The following is a 22899-nucleotide window of genomic DNA, read 5'->3' on the forward strand; positions in this document are numbered from 1 at the left end:
GAACGATCATGAAACATTCAATCCTGTCTATATCACTACTGTTGTTGTTTGCCTGCAGCAATAAAAATAAAACGGAAGGAACAGAAACTGCGGCAATAGAAGAAACAAGCGTCACACTCACCGATGCGCAACTAAAAAATGCAGCGCTTGAACTGGTGCAGGTGCAACAGCGTTCTGTCTCTTCTATTTTAAAACTCAACGGGCGCATTGATGTGCCGCCACAAAATATTGTTTCCATCAGTGTGCCGTTAGGTGGTTATCTGAAATCAACAAAGTTGTTGCCGGGTATGCATTTAAAGAAAGGTGAAGTGATCGCTATTATTGAAGATCAACAATACATTCAACTGCAACAGGATTACTTGACCGCTAAAGCAAGGATCGGTTTTACGGAGGCTGAATACCTGCGTCAAAAAGAGCTGAACGAAAGCAAAGCCAGCAGCGATAAAGTATATCAACAGGCCGAAGCAGAATTCAGAAGTCAGAAAATACTTATCAGTGCATTGGGAGAAAAACTGAAACTGGCCGGCATCAACACCAATCAACTTACAGAGCAAACGATCACCCGCAGTATTCAACTGCAGTCCCCTATTGATGGATATGTATCGAAAGTAAATGTGAACATCGGCAAGTATGTTGCACCTACTGATGTTTTATTTGAATTGATCAACCCAACTGATATACATCTTGCATTGACCGTATTTGAAAAGGATGTGAATAAACTTTTTATCGGGCAGAAACTTGTATCTTATACCAATAATGATCCGGGCATCAAACATCATGGTGATATCATCTTAATTGGAAAAGACCTGGGGCCCGACCGCAGCACAGAAGTGCATTGCCATTTTGATGACTATGATAAAACACTCATCCCCGGTACTTACATGAATGCTGACATTGAAGTAAAGAATACGGCAGCATGGGTTTTACCGGAAGAAGCGGTGGTACGTTTTGAAAACAAACAATACATCTTCGTTAAAAAAACAGATAAAACATTTGAGCTTCTGGAAATACAACCGGGCGTTACAGCAAACGGTTTCACTGAAATTCTGAACACAGAAAGCTTTCAGCAAAAACAAGTAGTGGGTAAAGGAGCTTATACCTTATTGATGAGCCTGAAGAATAAAACAGAAGATTAAGTAAACGAATTATTTAACAGCAGCATGCAAATTGAAAATGATTTGCGTGCTGCTGATGATGACAGACAAACTAATGTGACATAAGTCACATTGGTTTATTTCCTTTATATATTTTGTACCTTTATAAAAATCTAAACATACCGTGTACAATAAAAAATGTGTACCTGCGTATTAAGGATTGAAACACTCCCCACCAATTTCTATTTCTGTTTAAAGTCAATGCCAATGCAGTTTGCTGCCTGGTAATTGAAATTTTATTACGGTAACTATAAACCAAATAGCACATGAAAAAAACAATGCTCTTTGGGAGTAGTATTGTTGCGTTCTTTATTCTACTCTTAAATGCATGTAAGCATCAAATTCCGGTGCCGCCCGACAATGGTAATCCCGGTGGCGTTTCTGGTATACCCGGCACCGTTGGTCGTGTTTGCAGTAACGACTCAGTTTATTTTGCCAATGATATTTATCCGCTCATCAGCTCCACTTGTGCTATGGCAGGTTGCCACGATGCCATCACGCATAAAGAAGGGATCGATCTGTCAACTTACAACAATATCAAAAATTATATTGTTGCCGGAAATGCATCAGAAAGCAAGATTTACAAAACGATCATTAAAACAGATAATGAACGCATGCCCCCTCCTCCAATGCCCGTATGGACAACTGAACAGGTAGCAAAACTCCGCACATGGATCAACCAAGGTGCAAAAAACAACGCCTGCGACAGATGTGATACAACTGATTATAAATTCAGTACGGCGATCAAACCTTTAATTCAAAACAAATGCCAGGGCTGTCATAACCCTGCATTACTGGGTGGAGGAATTGATCTGTCAACTTATACAGCAATCAAGGCCGCAGGCACAAATGGCAAACTTTATGGCTCTGTAAACTGGTCTTCAGGATATATACCAATGCCACAAGGCGGATTGAAAATGCCGGAATGTGAAATAAAACAGATCAGAAAATGGATCGATGCAGGTATGCTCAACAACTAAACGAAACAGTATGAAGAGAATCATCATTTATATTTCAATCATCCTGAGCAGCTCCTGTTATTACGATGCTGCAGATCTTTTATATCCTGTCAGTGGCGTTTGTGATACCACAGCAACATCGTACTCGCAAAAAGTTGTGCCGTTACTGCAACAACATTGTTACAGTTGTCACCTGAATGCTTCAACCGGTGGTGGTATTATCATGGGCACTTATGCCGCCGACAAAGCACTTGCAACAAATGGAAAGCTTTATGGAAGCGTCAGCCACACGGCTGGCTTTTCAGCAATGCCGAAAGGCGCAGCGAAATTGACTAACTGCCAAATTGCAATTGTTAAACAATGGATCGATGCAGGAACACCTGCTAATTAATAAAGTCACTATGAAAAGGAAAACGATTTTCAGAAACAGTTTACTTCTTATTCTTATACTAGGATCAATTGCTGCTTATTTCGCTTACAGAGAATACAACCGAAAAGCAGAAAATGTCGACAAACTTGATGCAGTATTTGAACTAACATCTGATGCACTGATTCAGGAGTTTACGGAAAATGAAAAAGCAGCAACAGAAAAATATTCCGGCAAAGTGCTGCAGGTTGATGGGCTGTTGAAAACAATTGATGTGGATGACAGAGGATATATTACAGTTATATTAGGTAACAGTGCTTCTCCCTCATCAGTACGATGCAGCATTGATACTTTATTTCCGATTGAAAAAAACAACCTGCAAATCAACATTCCCATAACAGTTAAAGGTATTTGCACAGGTTTTAATGCAGATGAACTGGGGCTTGGTGCAGATGTGTTATTGAACAGGTGCATCATCATTCAAAAATAAACTACCAAATATTAAATCAGCAGATATGAAAAAGATAAGTTGGTTACTGATTATTTTATTGTTCGCAGGAACAGTTTCTGCACAGGACAAATATTTTACAAAAACCGGTAAGATCAATTTCGATGCTACTTCTCCCGGCTCTCCAGAACAGGTTGAAGGCATTCATAAAAGCACTTTATGTGTGCTTGATACCAAAACCGGTAATCTGCAATTCTCCGTTACCATGAAAGGGTTTGAATTTGAACGGGCATTAATGCAGGAACACTTCAATGAAAACTATATTGAAAGCGATCAATTCCCCAAATCAGAATTCAAAGGACAGATCAGCAACAACAGCAGCATCAGCTATGCTACAAACGGAGAGTATCCTGTTTCTGTAAAAGGAAAATTAACCATGCATGGAATTACAAAAGATGTTGAAGCAAATGGAAAACTTGTTGTTAAAAATGGTAAGATCGCTGCAACATCTGTCTTTACTGTTCAGCTTGCAGATTATAAAATAGCCATACCGGGTTTAGTTGCTGATAAAGTTTCTAAATCTGCAAAGATCGTTGTGAATTGTTTGCTTGATCCGCTACCTGCTAAATAAACACTTCATTCCAAAATCAGCATGAAAAAGAAAATACATTTCGCAGCCGCATTACTGATTCTGCTTTTTTCTTTCAAAGTAAAAGCGCAGGAAACCGAAGATCTTTTAAGTCTTGTTGATTCAGGAAGCACAAGTAATACCTATATTAAATCTGCCTTTAAATCAACAAGAGTTATCAATGGCCACTCGATGGAATTTCTTTCTCCCGGAACCATGGACTTCCGCATACTGCATCGCTTCGGTCAGCTTGATCAGGGTTATAAAAATTTCTTTGGTTTAGACCAGGCCAGTATGCGTATGGGATTTGATTTTGGCTTATATCGAAATCTTATGATCGGTGTGGGAAGGAGTACATTCAAAAAAGAACTTGATGGTTATTTCAAATATGCACCTGTTATGCAATCAACAGGAAATAACAGTTTTCCAATGACAATTGCCATTGCAGCAGGCATAACCATGAATACCTCTCCATGGGCCGATCCTACGATCAACAATTATTTTTCTTCCCGCCTCGCCTATTATTATCAACTGATACTTGGAAGAAAATTCTCTGAACGTTTTACGCTGCAATTAACGCCAACAATGGTTCATACAAATCTTGTTGTACTGCATACACAACCGAACGATGTATTTGCACTCGGTGCAGGTGCACGGTTGAAATTGACGAAACGTATTGCACTCACAGGTGATTATTTCCATTTGTTTAATGGTATTGAGCAGGCTGTTAATTATCACCCTTTGTCAATAGGAGTTGATATTGAAACCGGCGGCCACGTGTTCCAGCTTCACTTTTCCAATGCCACCGGCATGAATGAACGGGCCTTTATCAATGAAACAACAACACGTTGGGGCAAGGGTGAGATCAGGTTCGGTTTTAATTTATCGAGAGTGTTTCAGTTGAAAAAGAAACAAAAAACAGATAGCTGAAAGAACAAGCCGTAATTTTTTAAGAAAACTAAAACAGATTATTTTTCCGGCTTTATAAAAAAATCCGCACCGTTTGTGTGGATTTTTTTATGAACGGCATCTCACATCAAAACCTACTGCTATGGCATCACCACTTTCCGTTTCAATTGTGCATCCTGCTTACAGTAATCTGAAAAAAATCAGCCCCATTCTGCATTTTCTTGCCGGCACCGTCTTTATTGCAGCGGCCATTTATGAAATAAGGATGGACAACCGAATTACCGCTTTCTGTGAAATCATCATTGGCATCGATGTAATTGCGCTGGCATTTATGCGTGGTTTTGCCGAAGAATCAACCCGGCTTAATGCCATGTTCCGTCTTATTGAAGTAGTGGTATTTGGCGGTTTAGCTATTCTGGCGGGACTCGACCAAGCCTGGATCACGGCTGTGTTAATGACGCTGGCTACCGGCATGTACTATTATGTATTTCATTGCGAACGCAAGACCATCAACAGCGAACGGGTTGCAGTGCATCATTTGGGCGTCACTATCTCCAATTTCCCGAAGGATAAAGAACTGGATTGGGAACAAATTCAGCAGCTCGAAGCCCTGCCCCACAGCATTACCATACACACAACCCGAAATAAAACCCTTCGTTTTGAGTTCCAAAAAGCAATTGCTTTCGACGAACTGGAACAAATTCACGAATTTTGCTCTCATTATTTAAAAAGCGAGTAGTAAGTGGTGAATGGCGAGTGTTGTTCCTTCTACTCGCCACTAACAATTAACTACTGGCAATGGCCCTACAACATTCTCCTTATTTACTTTACTCCGACGGGAACGGAAATATTTTTGAAGACACTTCACTTTACGCAGTGGGTCGTGAAGCGTGGGATGCTTTTCCAATCGATCTTGATAACTGGATGGAACTGCCCGATGGTGGCAATCTCTACGAATTACCCGACCGCAAAGGCATTGGCATTGATGTTAAGACAGGTGAAATGCGTTTATGTGAAAAAGGTTGGGCCGTAGCTGCATTTATTCCTCCTGCACATACCAGTTTATTCATTGCTGCTTTTGAATGTGAGCCCGGTGCTGATACGCTCCCGCTTTTCTGTTATACAGCCGTTGGCTGGCATGATGATAAATTTTATGTACCAGCAATTCGCATTGAACAGGACATTCGCCAGGAATGTGCCGGTTATAATGATGAGAAAATTGAAACAGGTGCTGAGCATCTCATCAAAACATATCCGCACAACCGTTTGGTGAAACACCTGATGGAGAATTGCTGCAATACGTATAACTGTCCGGCAGCAAGAAATTTTGCGATGAGCCGTTGGGAATGTCCAATCCCTGTTTCACCAGCTTGTAATGCCAATTGTATTGGTTGTATTTCATTTCAACCGCAGGAAGAACATATTCAAAGTCCGCAGGATCGTTTAACATTTAAACCTACTCCGGAAGAAATTGTTGAGTTCACTGTTCCGCACCTGGAAACTGCGCCCTATCCTATTGTTTCTTTTGGACAGGGATGTGAAGGCGAACCATTGTTGATGTGGGAAACCATGCGTGATGCCATTATTGAAATGCGCAAGCATACACAGAAAGGAAGCATCAATATTAATACGAATGGTTCAAAACCTGATGCAGTAAAAGTTTTGTGTGAAGCTGGTTTGAATTCTATTCGTGTAAGTACCAACAGTGCACGCAAGCATGTGTATGAAGCTTACTATCGCCCAAATAATTATCAATTTGAAGATATCGTTGAGAGCTTAAAAGTAATGAACAGCTATGGCGGCTGGACGAGCATCAACTATTTTGTATTCCCAGGTATCACAGATTGCGTGGAAGAATATGAAGCACTAAGAAAGCTCATTAAAGAAACGGGGTTGAAAATGATCCAGTGGCGCAATTTCAATATTGACCCTGATTGGTATCTCGGCAAACTTGGCATTACTGAAACAAGTGAAATCCTCGGTGTAAAACAGTTTATTGAATTAATCAAAGAAGAGTTCCCTGATTTGAAGCATGGCTATTTCAATCCGCCGATTGAACGTATCAAAGGAAATTACGAAGTTGATTTTGCACATTGGTAAACATGGTCGGCACGGTTGAAAACCGTCTGACCACTTTGATTACAAGGTTGCCAATTTTTAAAAAGTTGGCAACCTTTATTTTTCAGTTAACATTCCGTAAGTTCATGTTTTGTTCATGCAACGCCCCAACCATATCTTGCCACTCATTGTGCTGTCGCAATTTGCAGGCACATCGCTATGGTTCAGCGGCAACGCTATTCTTACAGAGATCAGCAAATCATTTCAATTACAGCAAGACGGGTTAGCGATTGTTACATCATCGGTACTTATTGGTTTTATCACCGGTACTTTTTTATATGCCATCACAGCTATTGCAGATCGGTTTAAACCAGCAGTTGTGTTTTTTATTTCATCGTTGCTGGCAGCATCTGCCAACCTGCTCATCCTGTTACCACAACAGGATTTTTTATTGCTGGTGATCTCGAGGTTCTTTGTGGGATTTTTCCTTGCCGGCATTTATCCGGTTGGTATGAAGATAGCAGCCGAGTGGTACGAAAAAGGATTGGGCAAAGCATTGGGGTATTTGGTTGGAGCATTGGTGATGGGCACTGCATTTCCACATTTATTAAAACAAGCGGGGTGGGATTACAACTGGAAACATGTGTTGATGGTTACTTCATCCGTTGCAGCAACAGGTGGACTGATTATTTTCCTGTTTGTACCACGTGGACCGTTTTATAAAAAAGGCAGCAGCTATTCGTTTGATGCTTTTAAAAACAGTTTTCGTTTTCCCAACTTCCGTGCAGCATCATTCGGCTATTTTGGTCATATGTGGGAGTTGTATGCGTTCTGGGCATTCGTTCCTGTGATCCTTGGTCTTTATGCAAAACAAAATGCCGCTGCATTGAATGTGCCGCTCTGGTCGTTCATTATTATTGCTGCGGGTGCAGTGGGTTGTGTGGCCGGTGGTTATATCACACTCAAACAAGGAAGTGCAAAAGTGGCCTATGCAGGCATGTTAGTTTCGTTTTGCTGTTGCGTGTTATCCATCTTCAGTTTTGCAATGCCACCGTTTTTATTTCTTTTCTTCTTATTGATTTGGGGATTTGCGGTGGTAGCTGATTCACCGCAATTTTCATCCATTGTTGCACAAACAGCCGTTGCTGAGAATAAAGGTTCAGCCTTAACCATCGTTACCTGTATTGGATTTTCCATTACGGTAGTAAGTGTGTATGTATTGAACCGTTTGTTCGAGCAATTCATTCAATCGCCTTATGTATTGTTGATACTTGCACCAGGCCCTTTGTTTGGATTATGGAAACTAAGACCATTGCTGAAACAGAAGACCTTCAATTAAACAATTGATTTATTTTTCATATGAAATAAGTTTTCCGGAACCAATGTTTACTCATCGGGGCCGGTATATTTGCCCGATGAAGCCAGCCAGCCAAAACCACGTTGTATTGGGTATTGTTCTTGCCGTTGTTGCCACCATTATCTGGAGTGGCAATTTTATTGTTGCACGTGCAATTATCAATGATATTCCTCCCGTTACCCTGGCTTTTTTTCGTTGGCTTACCGCCTGCATTCTTCTGTTGCCAATTGCATGGAAACATATCAAACCGTCGTGGCAGATCGTAAAACAAAACAAAGCTTATTTTTTCTGGACGGGCTTAACTGGCATCAGCCTCTTCAACACTTTTGTTTATATCGCCGGACATAGTTCAACAGCCATCAACCTGGCGTTGATCGGTACTACCTCCTCTCCCATCATGTCCATCATATTGGCGCATTACTTTTTGAAAGAACATATTCAATGGAGACGCATCGTTGGCATTGTGTTATGCGTTGCGGGTATCCTGTTCCTGCTAAGTAAAGGGAGCTTTGAGAACCTGCTGCATCTGCAATTTACCAAAGGTGATGGCTGGGTTTTACTCGGTGCATTAAGCTTTGCTATTTATAATATTCTTGCACGCAAAAAGCCGAAAGAAATCTCAGCAATAGGATTTTTGTTTTTTGTGTTTTGCATCGGAACCGCTTTATTAATTCCTGCCTTTTTTATTGAAGCTTCATATGTAAAACATGTGCAATGGACCTGGCAAACGGGGTCGGTGATTCTTTATCTCGGTTTAGGAACATCAGTAATCTCTTTCTTAATGTGGAACAGATCGATCAAGGAATTAGGTGCAGGCAGAACGGCTTTATTTGGCAACTTAATTCCCATCTTCAGCAGTATTGAAGCGGTCATTATTCTTGCTGAGAAAATAAGTTATATTCACATTATCAGTTTCCTGTTGATCGTTGCAGGACTTGCCGTCGATAATAGTGTACTGTTGAAACGAAAATAACTGGTTGATGAAAAAAATTATCATCATAGGTGCAACATCCGGTATTGGCAAAGCACTTGCAATCCGGTATCTGAAAGCCGGGCACTTAGTTGGGATTACCGGCAGACGTTCACACCTACTGGATGAAATAAAACAGCAATACCCGCAACAAACTTTCACGTCAACATTTGATGTAACAGGCAATGAAAACATAGTTCATCTTGAACAACTAATTGAGCAATTGCAAGGCATGGATCTGTTTATTTACAACAGCGGATATGGTGAAGCAAGCAAAGAATTGAATTGGGCAATGGATAAAAAAACAACCCTCATTAACGTAAATGGTTTTGCAGAAACAACTAATTATGCCTTCAACTATTTTGTAAAGCAAGGGCATGGACAAATTGCCGCCATTTCATCTATTTCAGCTTATCGTGGTAACAGCTGGGCGCCGGCCTATGGCGCCAGCAAAGCGTACATGAGTAATTACATGGAAGCGTTAAGCATTAAAGCTTATCGAATGAAATTGCCGATCTACATGACAGATATTCAACCCGGCTTTGTTCTCACTGATATGGCCAAAGGCAATAAATTATTCTGGATGGCACCGCTTGAGAAAGCAACCACTCAAATGATCGATGCCATCGAAAAGAAAAAACGACGGGTACAGATCACCAAACGCTGGAAAATTGCAGCCTGGGTGTTAAAATGGTTACCTTTTTCGTTCTATAAAAAACTTGGCTGATTCAACTGCTAACATTTTCTTAAAAGCTTCACAGCCATTATGCAATGTGGCATGGTTTTCCATCGTTAAGGATAAAAGAGCTAAATTCGATGAATCAAACTTCAACCATGCAATCAGCAGACACACAGAAAAATTATAAAGCAGCAGCCATCACCTTTGTGGTGCATGCGGTGTTGCTGGTTTTGTTTTTTGTGATCACCATTGCCATGACGGGGCCAACACCTCCGGCCGTTGAAGAAGGCATTGAGGTTAATCTTGGTAATAGTGATATTGGTTTTGGCGATGTGCAACCATTGATTCCCGATGAACCTGCTCCTGAAGCAATTCCTGAAACAACAACCACACCTCCTCAACAACAAATTGCAGCAGCAGTTGATGAAACAGAAAAAGAATTGAGTGAGCGTGATGACGAAGATGCTCCTGAAGTAAATAAACCGGCTAAAGTAACCAAGCCGGCTAAGGTTGTTCCAAAAGAAAATCCTCCTGTTGCAACAACAAAACCTGCAACAACAACAGTTGTAAATCCCAAACCGGCACCTCCTAAACCAAAAGCAGTTTATGGTGGTGGCACAGGTACTGGTGGAAATAATTCTGATACCTACAACAACAGCCGCAACCAGGGTATTGCAGGTGGCACAGGTGATCAGGGGAAAGCTGGTGGCAACCCCAACAGCGATAATTACAATGGTAATGGCGGCACAGGTTCTGGTGGCGGACCAAGAGTAACCAGTGGCAACCGTAAGATCATTAAATATTATTCGTTCGCTGGCGATCTTGAAAAAGCAACCATCTATGCAGTGATCAAAGTATCGCCTGAAGGTCGTGGTACATTTGTTCGCATCGGGCCACGTTCAACTTCGGTTAGCCAGGCATATGCAAATGCAATTATTGAGTACCTGCGTAATATTCAGTTTGATAAAAGTGGACAAGAGTCTACTGTTACTGTACAGTTCAATTTTAAAGTGAACGATTAAACTCTATGTTGAAACTTTTCAGGCTCCCTTTGCTTCTTTTCCTTTGCGGATTTATTATTACTTTATTTGGTTCATGGGCCAAAATATTACACCTCGCTTTTGCTGACGCTGCATTAACGGTTGGCATGTTAATACAAGCTTGTGGGGTTGGTTATGCCATATACGTTTTAGTGAAGTCGAAATAAATTAATTTTGTTCTTCGCTTAACTCATCTTTTAACATCAAATGATGCGTCATATTTTAGCCCGTCTTTTTGCACCAGATCCAAGTCTCTTCATCCATTCATTTTACCATTCACGCACAAAAGATAAACAGAACATCCGCCTCGTATGTTTCCTACGTATGTTTATGCCGTAACCTTCGAACTTCTCCTAACAGCAGCTGACACTGATCAAAACACCCTCAGTTATTATCTATTCCCTTTAAAAACGCAGGATCATGAAGATGATTAGGTTTTCGTTATTGTCTGATGCCATCAGCCGCATCAAAAAGATTGGTTACACAGAAGAACTTGATGGTTACGCTGCCCGTCGCTTAGGCATTTTCAACACACTTAATTTTATAGGTTTACTTACAGGGATCATTATTCCTTTAGTAGCTATTCTTAACAAAGGTTATTTGCCACTTATTGCCTGGGTTGTTGCAGCTGCGCCTGCATTTATTAGTTTGGTTGTATTGATTGCGAACTATTACCGTCGTTACAACTTTGCCATGCTCTGGTATTTTATTTTGTATCCTTCCATTACTTCATTGGTGTACATGGATAGTATTGACGTGGGCATTGAATTATTCTTTATCCTCTATGCTGTATTCGGCGTTTTCTTTTTACAAAAGCTCCGGTTGATATTATTAGCGATCAGCTTTTCACTCATCTGCTACTTTGCCGTGTTTGTAGTTGAGCAGAAATATGAATTTGTAATGCGGGACATCAACTATCCGTTCTATGTATTCAATCATGTTCTTTCCGTTGCTTTGATATTCATTGGCTTGTTCCTTATCAAAAAAGAAAACAAGGATTACCAGGCCGAGATATTGAACAGCAACGAAGAACTCTACCGGTATACATTGGAGATCGAAAAACAGAAAGAAGAACTGGCTGAGTTAAATAACCTGAAGTCGAAATTATTTTCTGTGATCTCTCATGACCTCCGCACACCACTCTATGGCTTACGTAACTTATTTAAAAGTGTGGAGCAATATGATCTGCCCGCTGAAGAAATAAAAGTATTGATCCCGGATGTGGTGAAAGATCTGCACTACACAACCGACTTAATGGAGAATCTATTGCAATGGGCCAAGAGTCAGATGAAGGGTGAAGCACTATCACCGCAGCTGATCGAGATAAACAAACTCATCCAGGATGTACAACAGGTTGTTCGTCTGCAGGCAGAAAACAAACAGGTTTACCTGAAAACAAAAGCAGAAAAACCCGTTTATATTTATGCGGATAAAGAAATGATCGAAGTAGTATTGCGTAACCTCATCAGCAATGCCATTAAATTCACACCAAAAGAAGGTGAAGTAGTGATTGATGTAAAGGAAGATGAAGAACTGATAGAAGTACTTGTGAGCGACACAGGCACAGGCATGAGCGAAGAAGCAAAGAATAAATTGTTTGGCGATGAACATTTCACTACAAAAGGAACTTCCAATGAATCAGGAACCGGCTTAGGGTTGATGATCTGTAAAGAATTTCTCAAGAAAAATGGTGGCAATATTCATGTAGAAAGCGTGTTGGGTAAAGGCAGCACATTTGCTTTTACATTACCACGTGCCTGATGTACAAACAGTGCATGCAACTTCTATCTTTGCGACATGACTTACCAGGAGACGATCGATTATCTCTTTACACGGCTTCCCATGTTCAGCCGTATTGGTGCTGCTGCAATTAAGAAAGATCTGCATAACACCATTGCCTTATGCGAAGCGTTGGATAATCCATACAATCATTTCAAAAGCATTCATATTGCCGGTACCAATGGCAAAGGTTCTGTAAGTCATATGCTGGCTGCTATTTTACAAACCGCCGGTTACAAAACAGGTTTGTACACCTCTCCTCACCTGCACGATTTTCGTGAACGCATTAAAGTGAACGGAGAAATGATCAGCGAGCAATATGTAATTGATTTTACTGAACGGGTGCAGCCACTGATCGATGAAATTGAACCTTCCTTTTTTGAGATCACTGTTGCCATGGCCTTTGAATATTTCAAACAACAGAACGTTGATACTGCTGTGATTGAAGTGGGACTCGGCGGAAGATTGGACAGTACCAACATCATCACTCCTGAATTATCTATCATCACCAACATTGGTTGGGATCATATGAATTTACTTGGCGATTCACTTGAAAAAATTGCCTATGAAAAAGCAGGGATTATTAAACAAGAAATCCCTGTTGTTATTGGAGAAACCTTGCCTGAAACAAAACAGGTGTTTGAACAAAAAGCGAATGCCATGCAGGCGCCTCTACATTTTGCTTACAATGAATTCAAGGTAAAAGGTAAAAAGACAATTAATCATCAGTTGATTGTTGATGTAGAAGAACAGACAACAAAAAGTTATTTTCAATACACTCTTGATTTGCCCGGCGGTTATCAAACAAAAAATATTCTTACCGTTCTTTCATCAGTTCGTCAACTGCAGGAACAAGGGTGGAATATTTCAGAGGAACATCTGAATACAGCATTGGCAACAAGTAAACAAATAAATGGTTTGCATGGCCGCTGGGAGGTGATTCATGAACATCCAACTGTTGTCATGGATGTAGGACACAATGAGGATGGTGTAAAGCAGATTGTTGCTCAGCTCAATGAAAGCAGTTACCACAAGCTGCATATTGTGATTGGTATGGTAAAAGATAAAGAGATCGAAAAGGTATTGGCTTTATTACCAAAAGATGCACAGTACTATTTTACCAAAGCACACATTCCAAGGGCATTGCCTGAAACTGATCTGCAAAAAAAAGCATCAGCATTTAACCTACTCGGAGAATGTTTTGACAACGTAAACAGTGCAATTAGTAACGCACTGAAAAATGCAACGAAAGATGATCTGATCTTAGTTTGTGGAAGTGTGTTCTTAGTCGGAGAAGTAGATGTGAATTTAATAAGCAATTGACAAGAGGCAATAAGTAAAGGAAATTTCTTTTCTATTCTTCTAAATCATAAATCCTGCATCAGAAATCAGACATCACTTTAGTATTTCAACTCCCCAAGCTTTTCCAAGCCATAAAGTAATGCTGTTGTATGCATGCTTTGCAACAGTTTGTTTTCTCGGATAAGTTGTTTTACTTCGTCGATGCTCAGCAGGTGCACTTCTATATCTTCGCCATCATCCAATTTTTGCTCTGTTACTTTTTCACCACCTGTCGCAAGATAAGCCCGAAGTAAATTATTGTTCGTAGAAGGGTTTGCAGAAGTTTGGCAGAGATATTCAATTTTATCAAACCGGTAACCGGTTTCTTCAAGCAATTCCCGGGCAATTGCTTCTTCATAAGAAGTATCCGATGCATCAACACAACCGCCGGGTAACTCCATAATTGTTTCACCCAAAGCATGACGGTATTGACGCACCATGATAACTTTCCCATCTTTCGTAAGTGCCAATGCAGCCACCCATTCCGGAAATTCGTACACATAGTAAGGATCAATGATCTTTCCATCAGGACGTTCACACACATCTTCCCTGAGTGTAAGCCAATCACGTTGAAATAAATATTTTGAAGAGATCGTTTTCCAGTTCATAAAATGTTTAAAGTTGAAAAGTTTAAGGTTTAACGTTTAGTAAATGCTGGAAACAACTTTAAACATTCAACTTGAAACGTTAAGCGTAAGTCACCATCCTTTCCGTTCCCTCAACGAAGTAATATGCGCCACATGATGCTTACCATGCCATGCATACATGCCCAGTAAATACCAAAGGTCAAATTGTTTTTTTGATTGGGAATGAACGTAGGTCCTCTTCCACTGCTCAGTAGTAAGGCTGGAAAACAATGCATGCAATTTCGCATGAATGGTGTGAATCATGGTGAGCGATATATTCACAGGTAATAATGTGTACTCGGCTGTTTCTGCCCAGCTAGCTTCATCATAACCCATCACTGTCGGATTATCTTCCGTTAATGTAAACTTCAACCTGCTCAATGCATTCAAATGACTGTCACTTACATGGTGCACCACTTGCTTTATCGTCCATCCTCCGTCACGATAAGGAGTATTTAACTGTGCTTCATCTAAATTTTCAATGGCCTGCTCGAGTAAGCCAGGTAAAAATTTTATATCAGCCAAACGCTCTTCTTTCAATGCTTCACTGAACGGAGCTGGCTCGTATTCGCCAATGGGATAACGTAAGTCCATAATAGTTGATGGTTAATCATTCATAGTTCATGGTGTATGCTTTACAAAAAGCTATCAACCATGAACTATGAACCTTCGTTTATTTCTTCACTGGCTTTACATCCAGTAATTCCATTTCAAATATCAACGTAGCGCCCCCGGGAATCATTCCGCTGCCACGCTCACCATATCCATACTCACTTGGAATAAACAATTGCCACTTACTGCCAACAGGCATCAACACCAATGTTTGTTTCCAGCCTTCAACTAATTGGTTTAACGGATAAACAATAGGTTGTCCACGTCCGTAAGATTCATCAAACACATTGCCATCAAGCAGTGTTCCTTTGTAATGAGCAACAATGGTATCTTCCAGCAATGGTTTAATACCGGTACCCTGCGTGATAATTTTGTATTGAACCCCACTTGGCAATTCAACAACACCGGGTTGCTTTTTGTTTTCCGCCAGGAATTTTCTTCCTTCTTCCTTTACAGCAGCATTCTTCTTCGCCATATACTCCTGTAATTTTTGTTGTATAGTCATATTTGCAGTATTAGCATCCATTAACGGGGATGGATTATTTTTCAACGCATCAGCTATGCCCTTGTTCAACGCAACATAGCTCATGTTCTCAATGCCCTGTGCCTGCATGTTACCGCCAATGTTTAAACCAATGGCATAACTTAAACTATCAAGTCCGTTACGAAGTAATGGCTTGGGTGCTGCAGGCTTAGCAGCAGGTTTGGTTGCTGGCTTTGTTGTGGTAGTTGTTTTTTTAACAGGTGGTTTTGTGCCTTGTGCAACACTTGCAACAGCAAAGGATAATGATAAAACTGTAAGAGATAGAATACGCATGTGATTAATTGATTAAAAATTTATTCGTCACGCAGGGCATGACCGGTTAATGAAATAAATACATCTTCTAAATTAGCCGCCTTCATTTGTTTTGGCCGTTCAAAGCCTGTTCCAAGCAATTGATCGATCAGTTTTGAAGGCGAATCCAACGCTACAATGTTGCCACTGTCGATAATGGCAACACGGTCGCAAAGATATTCAGCTTCGTCCATGTAATGTGTAGTAATGATCACAGTTGTTCCTCTTGCCTGGATGTTACGCACCAGATCCCAAAGATTCCGTCTCGCCTGAGGATCAAGACCGGTTGTTGGTTCATCAAGAAAAACAATCTTGGGTTCGTTAATGAGTGTGGTGGCAACAGAGAAACGCTGTTTCTGTCCACCGCTCAACTCTTTAAATTTTGCTTTGGCTTTTTCTTCAAGGTTCACTGTTTTCAACAAGGCCATTGGGTCAACAGTGCGGTTGTACAACCCGCTGAAGAGCTGAATCAATTCAACCAGTGTTAAGCCCGGATAATAACCTGAGGTTTGCAATTGCACACCAATGATCTGTTTAATATCATTCGCCTGTGTATCCAGATCAAATCCATTTACAGTTACAGTGCCGCTTGTTTTTTCACGCAGTGTTTCAATGATCTCCAGTGTGGTTGATTTACCTGCACCGTTGGGACCAAGTAAACCAAATATCTCACCCTCATACACATCAAAGCTGATACCTTTCACAGCTTTAAAGCTGCCATAGTTCTTCACCAAATTCCTGACCTCGATAATTTTTTCCTGCATCTTATTCTTTAGTAAGAGAAACTTTAGTTCGTGTGCTTTAAATTCAGTTCCATTTTTATATCGGCTGTTTCAAATGGCGAATCTTTCATTTCAACATACACAAAACCATATTTTTCATACAGCTTCAATGCATTCTTCAATTGATGATTCGAAAACAATTCGATCTTAAATGCATCCAGCTCATTTGCTTTTTGTAAACAGGTTTCCAATAACAATTTACTAATGCCTTTGCCCTGCCACTCTTCTGTAACACTCATCTTCGCCAGTTCATAAACATTATGACCTTCATGGATCAATGCAGCAGTTCCTACAATTTCATCACCAGCTTTTGCTAAATAAATAACCCCACCTTTATCCAATATCATTCCTTGCGGATCATTCAGCACAACCATATCGGCTTCTTCACGCAGGTTGTATTTATCAAGCCATTCAAGATTTAATTGTCTGAACGCCTCATGCCATTCTGCACTATAAGAAATAATTTCAACCATTACTTATAATAGCTTTCCAGTTCACTCATCATATTCTTACTGCCAATGAACATGGGCACACGTTGATGCAGTTCTGTTGGCTGTACATCAAGGATAGGAATTTTTCCATCTGTTGCTCTTCCTCCTGCAACTTCCATAATAAATGCAAAAGGATTACATTCATAAGCCAACCGCAATTTACCATTTGGCCGGTCAACTGTGCCGGGATACATAAAGATGCCGCCTTTGATCAAACTCCTGTGCACATCGGCCACCATACTGCCAATATAGCGTTGCGTGTACGGGCCTCCGTTAGATTTATCTTTTTTCTGACAGGCATTGATGTATTCCTGCACACCTTTTTCGTAACGGAAAAAGTTACCATGATTTACAGAATAAATATTTCCATCTGGCGGACATTTAATATCAGGATGGCTCAAACAAAATTCACCAATGGAAGGATCTAACGTAAAACCGTTTACACCCCTTCTTGTTGCATACACCATCATGGTACTGCTGCCGTAAACCATATAACCTGCTGCTACCTGGTTGCGTCCTTTTTGCAGAAAATCTGCTTTAGTACAAGGCTTTCCTCTTTCACTCACACGACGATACACGCTGAAGATTGTACCTATTGAAATGTTTACATCAATATTACCACTTCCATCAAGCGGATCAAACATTACCACATACTTGGCGTTGTTACTGATCTCATCATCAAACACCACAATATCATCCATCTCTTCACTGCCAATACCTGCACAACTGATTCCATGCTGCAACACTTTCATAAATTGTGTGTTGGCATAAATGTCCAGCTTCTTCACATCTTCACCCTGCACATTAATACTTCCATGATCGCCTAAAATATCTACCAATCCTGCTTTATTCACTTCCACATTCACACGTTTCGCTGCAAGACCAAGATCACGGAGCAAACTACTTAATTCACCGGTTGCCTGTGGAAAGTTGCGTAGCTGTTGAATGGTAAATTCATCCAGCGTCGATACTCTTCTGTCTATACTCATAAGGTTGTTTTAAGCGTTATCGTTGTAAGCAAATGTAAGGTTTTAAGGCAGATGATTGAACGGGCTGTTCGGCAAATGGCATCGTTCCTTGCGTCGCACACTTGTACTGCAATGCGGTGAGTCACCCGATTGTATTTTGGGGTGGCTTACCGGCAACAAAAAAAATTAATCCTGCAATCATCTTGAACGGATGGTTTTATCTTTAGTTCATGGAATGGACATGGATCATCATTGGAGTTATTCTTGCTATTGCAGCAATTGCAGGAAGTATTTTGCCACTTATACCCGGCCCGCCAATTGCTTATGTGGGCTTGCTTTTACAGCAACTTCGTGATGATAAACCTTTCTCCACCAACTTTCTCCTGTTATGGGCAGCTATTGTTGTTGTATCACTTGTTCTTGACTATGTGATTCCCATTTGGGGTACCAAAAAATTTGGTGGTACAAAGTATGGCGTTTGGGGATGTACGCTAGGTTTCTTAGCTGCTTTCTGGCTGGGACCATGGGGCATCATCATTGGTCCGTTTGTGGGTGCATTTATTGGAGAAATGATCGCTCAGCAAAATTCAAACATTGCATTTAAAGCTGCATTGGGTTCGTTTGTTGGTTTTCTTGCAGGCAGCTTTTTGAAACTCGTGATTTGCTTCTTTATGCTGTATTATATTTTGACGAGTATTTGAACCCCGTGTGTTCGTCCAAAAAAAGACTGCACAGCAGAATTGAAAATATTGTACAGTCACCTTGCAGGTGAACAGACAACAACTTTCCGCCTTCCCGGCAACTATCAACTTACTTTAAACGTAAAATACTTCTGCGAAAAATAACTAAATGCCACTACAAAAAACGTGGTGCAGATCTTCGCCAGTGTGGCATACATGTGAAAAGTCTCCACAAATATTTTCAGGAAAAAATAATTCAACAGAATTGCACCAGCTACTACGATCATATATTTTGGCAACTGCTCCCGCTTACGAACCGCACTTCCTTCAAACACCACATAACGGCTCAAGAAAAAACCAACCGGAAACGTAACAACAAAAGACATCAGGAACGCTGCAATATGCGGGCTCACCGTCATGAAAGGTGTATGCACCATTTCCTTATTGAGAATAAAATTATAGCTGATGTAAAACAACAGAATATCGAGCACTGTGTTTCCGCCGCCACATGCCGCATACCTGAACGTTTGCATGGGCATGAACTTTTTGAATGGTGGATAGAACCAATCGATCACTGCATGAATAAAAGCAACAACACTATTGATCATAAGAGGCGGCAAAGGTAAAGATTTGGTCATTAGTTTATACTTGCTTCCATTCAAGAGCTTTTGCTCATGATTAAACGCTGATTTGAGCGTAGCTTTGCAAAAAAAAGATATGCGTTTAGTTGTTGCATCTGTACTCTTTTTATTACTGAGTTGTAACGGTGGCGCCCAAACGGGCAAAGAAGTGTCGGCGGATGAGTTTGAAAAAGGTCTGCAACCAGGAGATGTACAGTTGCTGGATGTACGAACTGCAGGCGAATACCGTACAGGCCATATTAAAAAAGCATTACAGGCAAATTGGAATGATCAACAGGAATTTGCCGACCGTACCAGTGCACTGGATAAACAAAAACCCGTTTACATCTATTGCCTGAGTGGCCCACGCAGCAGTGCAGCAGCAGAATGGTTAAGAACAAACGGCTTTCAGCAGGTAGTAGAATTAAAAGCCGGTTTCAGCGGCTGGAAGAGAAATGGAAAACCGGTTGAAGGAATGGCTGATGTAAAACAAATGACGTTTGCAGAATATCAACAACAGATCGCTGGTAAAGAATATGTATTGGTTGATTTTGGTGCAGAATGGTGCCCGCCCTGTCGCAAAATGGAGCCGATTGTAAATGAATTCCTGGCGCAGCACAAAGAAATATCGTTTTTTAAAATAGATGGCGGTATTCATACCGACCTGATGAAACAACTCAATGCGGATGGTTTGCCAACCTTTATACTCTTGAAAAAAGGCGAAGAAGTTTGGCGCTACAAAGGCGTTCTTACTCCCGAAGAACTAAACAATATCTGGACAAGCAAGAAACAGTAACTTTAAGAGAGAAGTATTAAATAATGGAAGCACTTTCTGCCGATCAGAAGACATGGTATCGTAACTGGTTTAATTCACCTTACTATCATCAGTTATATTTTCAACGTGATGAGCAGGAAGCTGCTGCGTTTATCGATCGTCTTTTATCAAAACTTTACCCACCTGCCAATTCAATGATGCTGGATGTTGCTTGCGGTCGTGGAAGGCACAGTATTCATCTTGCCTCAAAAGGATATGCTGTAACCGGCATCGACATCAGCGAAGACAGCATTGCAGAAGCCAAACAATTTGAAACCGATAAGCTTGAGTTTTTTGTACATGATATGCGGTTGCCTTTTCGCATGAATTATTACGACTACGCCTTCAACTTCTTCACAAGTTTTGGATTCTTCCGTACACGTCGTGAACATGATAATGCAATCCGTACCATTGCGCAATCATTGAAACCCGGCGGCACATTTGTAATTGATTATCTTAACGCTCATTATGTAGAAAATCATTTGCAGTATAAAAGTGAATTTCAGAAAGATGGCGTAACATTCTACATTACCCGTTGGCTCGATGAAACGCATTTCTATAAAAAAATCGTAGTGGAAGATGAAGCCAACCTTGATGAACCACTTGAGTTTACAGAAAAAGTAGCCAAGTTTTCTCTTGGTGATTTCAACGATATGTTCTCATTTTATAACCTGCAGGTGCAGGAAGTATTTGGCGATTATCACTTTGAACCCTACCACGTAAACAATTCACCACGTTTGATTATTATTGCGAAGAAGCTGAAGTAATAATTACGGCTTCACACTCGCCTTCTTATTATTCAACAACATCCAGCGTGAAGATTCGTAGAGAGCAATAGTTTCTACTGCCATTTGTTTCTTCGTTTGCTCATATTTTTCTTTGGAGAGTAATGGTGCATTAAAATGCAAAGGCACCAATGTATCCTTTTGCAGATTCATATTAAGGATATAGTAAAACTCATTATTCACCATGCCGATCTTTGCTTCATCATGATGAATGATAAATGCAAAATCTTTCCCGGCAGGTTTTCGTAAAAGGTCTCGACCAATAGTAGTATTTGTGTAAGGCTGATTCAATAACCCTGCAATAGTCGGCAACACATCCACCTGGCTCACCACTTCTTTACGTTTCTCAGGTTTAATAAAACCCGGTGCATAAAATAATAACGGCACATGTTCATCCGTCAAACGTTCTTTTGTCCATGCATCAGGGTAAAGTGCCGTGGCATTGCCTTTTACACCATGATCGCCAATAAACACAAACAACGTATTGTTGAACCAAGGCTGTTGCTTCGCAGCCTCCATAAATTGTTGAATGCTGTAATCGGTATACAACAAGGCTTCCATTTCTTTCTGCGAATCAAAGCCATACTTTTTCAACTGCAGCTCATCAACCTGCTTAGCTGCAACAGCAGCTGTATCTTCTTCAGGTAAAACAAATGGACGGTGATTATCGGCTGTTTGTATAATGCTGAAAAAAGGAGTTGTTTGTTGTGATAAAACTTCGTTGGCTTCTTTAAACAGGTTTTTGTCACTGATACCCCACACATTAAACTTCGGACTTTTGTACATACCCTCTTCAAACAGATGAAGTCCGTTCACATTATTCACCAGCAAGCCTTTGAAATTATTAAACTCACTGTTGCCGCCTATAAAATAAAACTTTTCATGGTTGTTAAATGAATTGAGAATCGTATGCTGATCAATGGCTTCAATATTTCTCGTTGAGAATTTACTCAACTGTACATCGGGCACACCACTCAATAAGGCAAACACACCTCTTGCTGTTCCAAAATGTGGAGAGAAGCATCTTTCAAACAATAATCCTTCATTAGCCAGCTGTTGCAAATACGGTGTTGTATTAAGTGGGTTACCACTCAATCCTGTTTTATACATACTCAGCGATTCGCAGATCACCAGCACCACATTCATTGGCTTGGCAGGTTCTGCAAATACTTCCCTGCGTTGGAAATTGAGCATGGTTGATTCCTTTGGAAGTTGCAGCAATTCTTTCATTACATCAAACTGAACCTTTGCACTTCCATCATCAGTAAATGGTTTACGGAAACGAAGTGTGGTAAAGAAATTCTCCAGCGGATTCAATGCCAGGTAAGCTTTAAAATTATCACCCAGCTTAAATGCATCTTTCCATGTTAATGGCTTCGCCGGGTTACTGCCTGCCACACCAATGATCAGCAACAACATCATCCAGAATGTACGCATTGGTTTAAACGGATGCTTAATGGTATGAACCTTTGAATGACTTCGTTGGAAAAATCTATACAAGCCATAAATGATCAACGATAATAACAGGAATATCCAAAACAACGGGTACGATTGCCAGAGCATACTCATTGATATGGCAAAATCTTCAATAAAGTTGAGCGCACTTGCATTGAGCCTTGTTTCCACGTAATCAAAATGCCCGAAATCTGCACCAAAGAAAAACAAGAGGAAACTGCTTACGACAACGAGGTATATGATCCAGAAACGCTTTGTTCTTGAAGACTGAAATGGTGAAAAGCGGTTGAAGCTTCCGGCAATGAGTAACGGTGCAAGCAAAATACACACCCAGCGCAGATCAAAACGCATCCCCATTAAAAAAGACGGAACTGCATCAGAAAAAGAAACGCCATCGGGTCTGAATGAAAAAAAAGTAAGCACACGCATGATGCTGAACAGCAACATGAAGAAGACAAACAAGCGAAGCACCCAACGTGAAGTTGGTGGTAATTGAAAGCGATGACCCATAGTTTCCTTAAGCGATGCGCAAAAGTAGAAAG

General features: G+C 40.6%; 25 protein-coding genes. 17 read left to right on the plus strand and 8 right to left on the minus strand.

The window, feature by feature from the left end; translation table 11 throughout:
• Positions 1–8: 8 nt before the first annotated feature.
• The 14 genes from VK159_RS20700 (at position 9) to VK159_RS20765 (ending at position 13671) form a co-directional block, all read left to right on the plus strand.
• Entirely contained in the window at positions 9–1136 is a 1128-nt protein-coding gene (locus tag VK159_RS20700) for an efflux RND transporter periplasmic adaptor subunit (RefSeq protein WP_324232078.1), read from the plus strand.
• A gap of 284 nt (positions 1137–1420) precedes the next feature.
• Positions 1421–2134, plus strand: coding sequence for a c-type cytochrome domain-containing protein (locus tag VK159_RS20705; RefSeq protein ID WP_324232079.1), 714 nt, complete (start codon positions 1421–1423; stop codon positions 2132–2134).
• Positions 2135–2144: 10 nt separating this feature from the next.
• Positions 2145–2504 carry a hypothetical protein gene (locus VK159_RS20710; RefSeq protein WP_324232080.1) on the plus strand — a complete coding sequence of 120 codons (360 nt, stop codon included), beginning with the start codon at positions 2145–2147 and terminating at the stop codon, positions 2502–2504.
• 10 nt (positions 2505–2514) lie between these two features.
• Positions 2515–2970 carry an OB-fold protein gene (locus tag VK159_RS20715; RefSeq protein ID WP_324232081.1) on the plus strand — a complete coding sequence of 152 codons (456 nt, stop codon included), beginning with the start codon at positions 2515–2517 and terminating at the stop codon, positions 2968–2970.
• Between the two features lie 25 nt (positions 2971–2995).
• On the plus strand, positions 2996–3559 hold the full coding sequence (locus VK159_RS20720) for a YceI family protein (protein ID WP_324232082.1): 564 nt from the start codon (positions 2996–2998) through the stop codon (positions 3557–3559).
• 21 nt (positions 3560–3580) lie between these two features.
• The gene (locus VK159_RS20725; protein ID WP_324232083.1) at positions 3581–4486 is read left to right on the plus strand and encodes a DUF5777 family beta-barrel protein; all 906 of its coding nucleotides are present in this window, start codon (positions 3581–3583) and stop codon (positions 4484–4486) included.
• A gap of 121 nt (positions 4487–4607) precedes the next feature.
• A complete protein-coding gene (locus VK159_RS20730; RefSeq protein WP_324232084.1) occupies positions 4608–5204 on the plus strand; it encodes a hypothetical protein in 597 nt (198 codons plus the stop codon).
• 59 nt (positions 5205–5263) lie between these two features.
• Positions 5264–6565, plus strand: coding sequence for a radical SAM protein (locus tag VK159_RS20735; protein ID WP_324232085.1), 1302 nt, complete (start codon positions 5264–5266; stop codon positions 6563–6565).
• A gap of 115 nt (positions 6566–6680) precedes the next feature.
• Positions 6681–7862 (plus strand): MFS transporter, encoded by a 1182-nt coding sequence (locus tag VK159_RS20740; protein ID WP_324232086.1) that lies wholly within the window; start codon positions 6681–6683, stop codon positions 7860–7862.
• Between the two features lie 76 nt (positions 7863–7938).
• On the plus strand, positions 7939–8853 hold the full coding sequence (locus VK159_RS20745) for a DMT family transporter (RefSeq protein ID WP_324232087.1): 915 nt from the start codon (positions 7939–7941) through the stop codon (positions 8851–8853).
• A gap of 7 nt (positions 8854–8860) precedes the next feature.
• Positions 8861–9577 carry an SDR family NAD(P)-dependent oxidoreductase gene (locus tag VK159_RS20750; RefSeq protein WP_324232088.1) on the plus strand — a complete coding sequence of 239 codons (717 nt, stop codon included), beginning with the start codon at positions 8861–8863 and terminating at the stop codon, positions 9575–9577.
• A 107-nt stretch (positions 9578–9684) separates the two neighbouring features.
• Positions 9685–10551, plus strand: coding sequence for a hypothetical protein (locus VK159_RS20755; protein WP_324232089.1), 867 nt, complete (start codon positions 9685–9687; stop codon positions 10549–10551).
• A gap of 438 nt (positions 10552–10989) precedes the next feature.
• Positions 10990–12330: a HAMP domain-containing sensor histidine kinase gene (locus tag VK159_RS20760; protein WP_324232090.1), complete on the plus strand. Its 1341-nt coding sequence runs from the start codon at positions 10990–10992 to the stop codon at positions 12328–12330.
• 36 nt (positions 12331–12366) lie between these two features.
• Positions 12367–13671 carry a folylpolyglutamate synthase/dihydrofolate synthase family protein gene (locus VK159_RS20765; protein ID WP_324232091.1) on the plus strand — a complete coding sequence of 435 codons (1305 nt, stop codon included), beginning with the start codon at positions 12367–12369 and terminating at the stop codon, positions 13669–13671.
• A gap of 77 nt (positions 13672–13748) precedes the next feature.
• Here the strand turns inward: VK159_RS20765 and VK159_RS20770 are convergent, their stop codons facing one another.
• From VK159_RS20770 to fbp, 6 genes are all read right to left on the minus strand, one after another.
• Positions 13749–14297 (minus strand): NUDIX hydrolase, encoded by a 549-nt coding sequence (locus VK159_RS20770; protein WP_324232092.1) that lies wholly within the window; start codon positions 14295–14297, stop codon positions 13749–13751.
• A gap of 90 nt (positions 14298–14387) precedes the next feature.
• On the minus strand, positions 14388–14909 hold the full coding sequence (locus VK159_RS20775; protein ID WP_324232093.1) for a YfiT family bacillithiol transferase: 522 nt from the start codon (positions 14907–14909) through the stop codon (positions 14388–14390).
• Positions 14910–14988: 79 nt separating this feature from the next.
• Positions 14989–15744: an FKBP-type peptidyl-prolyl cis-trans isomerase gene (locus VK159_RS20780; RefSeq protein ID WP_324232094.1), complete on the minus strand. Its 756-nt coding sequence runs from the start codon at positions 15742–15744 to the stop codon at positions 14989–14991.
• A gap of 20 nt (positions 15745–15764) precedes the next feature.
• Positions 15765–16526, minus strand: coding sequence for an ABC transporter ATP-binding protein (locus VK159_RS20785; protein WP_324232095.1), 762 nt, complete (start codon positions 16524–16526; stop codon positions 15765–15767).
• A 23-nt stretch (positions 16527–16549) separates the two neighbouring features.
• Positions 16550–17017, minus strand: coding sequence for a GNAT family N-acetyltransferase (locus tag VK159_RS20790; protein ID WP_324232096.1), 468 nt, complete (start codon positions 17015–17017; stop codon positions 16550–16552).
• Complete coding sequence (gene fbp / locus VK159_RS20795; protein ID WP_324232097.1) at positions 17017–18024, minus strand: class 1 fructose-bisphosphatase; 1008 nt, start codon at positions 18022–18024, stop codon at positions 17017–17019. The genes VK159_RS20790 and fbp overlap by 1 nt, the downstream gene beginning before the upstream one ends.
• 209 nt (positions 18025–18233) lie before the next feature.
• Between fbp and VK159_RS20800 the strand changes: the two genes are divergently transcribed.
• A complete protein-coding gene (locus tag VK159_RS20800) occupies positions 18234–18704 on the plus strand; it encodes a DUF456 domain-containing protein (RefSeq protein ID WP_324232098.1) in 471 nt (156 codons plus the stop codon).
• A gap of 104 nt (positions 18705–18808) precedes the next feature.
• On the opposite strand, the gene VK159_RS20805 is transcribed toward VK159_RS20800, so the two are convergent.
• Positions 18809–19321 (minus strand): GtrA family protein, encoded by a 513-nt coding sequence (locus tag VK159_RS20805; protein ID WP_324232099.1) that lies wholly within the window; start codon positions 19319–19321, stop codon positions 18809–18811.
• Between the two features lie 79 nt (positions 19322–19400).
• On the opposite strand from VK159_RS20805, the gene VK159_RS20810 reads away from it, so the two are divergent.
• Positions 19401–20099, plus strand: a complete 699-nt coding sequence (locus VK159_RS20810; protein WP_324232100.1) for a rhodanese-like domain-containing protein — start codon at positions 19401–19403, stop codon at positions 20097–20099.
• A 23-nt stretch (positions 20100–20122) separates the two neighbouring features.
• Entirely contained in the window at positions 20123–20884 is a 762-nt protein-coding gene (locus tag VK159_RS20815) for a class I SAM-dependent methyltransferase (protein WP_324232101.1), read from the plus strand.
• A 3-nt stretch (positions 20885–20887) separates the two neighbouring features.
• Here the strand turns inward: VK159_RS20815 and VK159_RS20820 are convergent, their stop codons facing one another.
• Positions 20888–22867, minus strand: a complete 1980-nt coding sequence (locus tag VK159_RS20820) for an LTA synthase family protein (protein WP_324232102.1) — start codon at positions 22865–22867, stop codon at positions 20888–20890.
• Positions 22868–22899: the final 32 nt, after the last annotated feature.

The sequence above is a fragment of the Lacibacter sp. genome (assembly GCF_035299325.1).
GTDB lineage: Bacteria > Bacteroidota > Bacteroidia > Chitinophagales > Chitinophagaceae > Lacibacter.